The organism is Enterobacter cloacae complex sp. P6RS (assembly GCF_014982245.1).
In the GTDB taxonomy this organism is placed as follows: domain Bacteria; phylum Pseudomonadota; class Gammaproteobacteria; order Enterobacterales; family Enterobacteriaceae; genus Enterobacter; species Enterobacter bugandensis.
In genome coordinates, this window is the sequence record NZ_JADCLB010000060.1 from 1 (window position 1) to 2,696 (window position 2,696).

The 2,696-nt window shown below is 38.2% G+C and carries 4 protein-coding genes; 1 reads left to right on the top strand and 3 read right to left on the bottom strand.

Features of this window, described 5'->3' with window-relative positions:
• Nucleotides 1–47 precede the first annotated feature (47 nt).
• Entirely contained in the window at nt 48–713 is a 666-nt protein-coding gene (locus tag INF73_RS21890) for a helix-turn-helix domain-containing protein (RefSeq protein WP_193547342.1), read from the top strand.
• 46 nt (nt 714–759) lie between these two features.
• Here INF73_RS21890 and INF73_RS21895 read toward each other — a convergent pair whose 3' ends face one another.
• The 3 genes from INF73_RS21895 to INF73_RS21905 all read right to left on the bottom strand — a co-directional run bounded on the left by INF73_RS21895 (nt 760) and on the right by INF73_RS21905 (nt 2,626).
• On the bottom strand, nt 760–1,308 hold the full coding sequence (locus tag INF73_RS21895) for a fimbrial protein (protein ID WP_193542968.1): 549 nt from the start codon (nt 1,306–1,308) through the stop codon (nt 760–762).
• 92 nt (nt 1,309–1,400) lie between these two features.
• On the bottom strand, nt 1,401–1,958 hold the full coding sequence (locus INF73_RS21900) for a fimbrial protein (RefSeq protein ID WP_193547343.1): 558 nt from the start codon (nt 1,956–1,958) through the stop codon (nt 1,401–1,403).
• 125 nt (nt 1,959–2,083) lie between these two features.
• Entirely contained in the window at nt 2,084–2,626 is a 543-nt protein-coding gene (locus tag INF73_RS21905) for a hypothetical protein (protein ID WP_193547344.1), read from the bottom strand.
• Between the last annotated feature and the right edge of the window lie 70 nt (nt 2,627–2,696).

Here is a 2,696-nt window from a genome sequence, read left to right on the forward strand (position 1 = left end):
CACATAAAATATACTAAGCTTAATAGAAAAGTCATGATGAGAAAAAAATGAAAGTCAATGAATCTATATATGATGAAAAAAACGCGCGTCTCGTACACGATAACGATGTAATTGACAGACCAATAAAAGCATATGCAACAATAAGTGATTTATTATCCCCTCACGGAACAGCGGTCACATTTCTTAAGGGACAACGCATCCCTCTTCTGAACAAAGGGGAAAAAGTTTTATATATAATAATGGACGGCTATGTTTCTTATCGTTATTTTTCAAACGATATGACATTAACTTATGCATTTTCACCAATTATAATTGGCATAATGGGAATGTTTGCGAGTTTTTCAACAGGATTTTTCAAAGCGGAATCAACTGTCTCAACTTTGAGAATAGACATGACGACATGCGAATCTGTTTTAAACTCTCAGCCACATTTATGGCGTAGTTATGCTGAAATAATCAGTTTTGCTTTTCAACGGCTTCAATTAAGAGATATGACATTAACAAAGAAAAAAACACATGACATTGTATGTTCAATACTCATCGAATTAATAAATCAGCCCAGTATAGTCAGAGAGAACATCACAGCAGCTCAGTACATTCTAGATAGATTACCTATATCACGCAGCCTTGTAATGGATATCATTTCAGGATTAAAGAGAACAAATAAAATTGAAGTGAGCAAAGGTTATTTATTGAATGTTATTGATTTATAAAACTTGAATGACAAAAAAAAATAGCCGCCCTGTCAGGCGGCTATTTTTACAAATGTTGTATACCAACCGTAAGAGAGCCAGAAACATTACCAGACTTCACGATTTTGCCTTTAAGCTTGACCATTTCCAAACCTAAGGTAGCATCAAGAGAGCCGGGTGCATCAAAGTGCAAATAATCTGAGTTTATTTTGATTGGTTTACCCGTACTGAATTGATAAAGACCAATCCCGACACCCTGTGCCTTATCCTCCTGCGGGTAAGTATTGGCCAATACGGTACCTTCCACATCGTCAGCCATACCAGAGAGAGTTAATGCAATATGGCCTGAAGAGATAGCTTCATAACAGTCTGCTCTATCTCTCACGCCCACAACTTTCAAAACAGTCGTTTTGATTCCCTGATCAGCATTTTCGCCTTGCTTACCGAGTATATCGAACAACAGAATGTTAGGCATCGCAGCTTCTACTTTGCACGCTGCAGTGGCCCCATACCCTATAGAAGCTGTGATATTAAGCGTTGCAGACTGATCGGCGGCATCAGCATAGCAAGCAGTTGTTAAAAAGCTAGCAGCTAAAAATAAACAAACTCTCTTCACTTCAGCCTCTTTATTAATAATTTTTTAGCCGTGCCATTGATAAACAACACGGCTAAATAACGCATATAGATAATGTGAGTAGTAATTATCTACTATAGACGAGAAATATTAACTGTAAGGGAACTATTTACGTTGCCCGGAGTCATAAAGCCATTATCCTGTACAAGTCCGAGATAGATACGAGCTTTGGCGTTTGCGTCAGGCATTATTGTTTCACCAATCTTGAACTGATGAAGGCTCTCAGCATCATACATAGATACGCCTACCCCCTGTGCTCCGGTAGAACTAGTATCAGTGTTTGCCAATACGATATTTGACCCCTCTGGAGTTGCAGTACCATTGAGAGTATAAGCAATACGATTCTGATCACTTAATTCTTTACAAATGCTGTTGGTGGTATCAAGGCCAATTTCTACAACACCTGCTTGATCTACACTACTAATATGGTCGGTATACCAGTGAAGATTTTCCTGGTCGGCCGAAATATTGATCGAAGAAGTAGAAAGAGTAACCGCACAACCAGCAGCTGGAGCATTAACATGGCCAGCGATATTTAACACAGCTGCTTTATCATCTGGATTAGTTGCCGCATGGGCCATAGAGACAGTTAACGCCATAGCAATGGCTGCACCCATAATACATTTTTTCATATATAAACCCTTTTAAAAATGAACAACAAAGAATGATTACTACAGATCCGCGAATATTAAAAACCATACAAAATTAAGTTTTTAAAGGCGCTTTATTCAAAAAATCCATGTCAATATATTAATGCTTATAACGTAACTACATTGATTGTAAGATTTCCAGAAACATGACCGCCGGTAGGGGTAGAAATGGTTTTCACCAATACCAGATTAAGATCGGTTTTGTTTGAAGTTGGCTTGAATGTTCCCCCCATCAAGACTGGCAAATGTGTTGATGGAACAAAGACATCAATACCAACGCCTTTAGCAGCGCCAGAAGAAACGTCGGTATTTTTCATTGTCATCGGTCCAGTTTGCATGTCATAGTCACCGCTAAATACATAACCGATATGACCTGACTCGATCATTGAAGTACATGTATCATTAGCGACAAGCTGTACAGCTCCGGCAGAATCATATGTATCAACTTTATCACTCCATAACGGGAGAGATTTCGTCGCACCAGTAAGCGTAACCGCGGCTTTAGAAAGCGTAACTGAGCATGATGAGCCAGGATGAGAGGAATCGATCACATTACCATCAATTGATAATGACAGAGGTTGACCATCTGCGTGAGCTAATCCGGTGAAAAAAAGTGATGCAAGTGTAAAAGCAAAAATATTCTTTTTCATATATATTCCTTAATTATTTAAAGAAAACTCATAATAATCACTTCATTAAACTAAAAACAACTTCAAATTA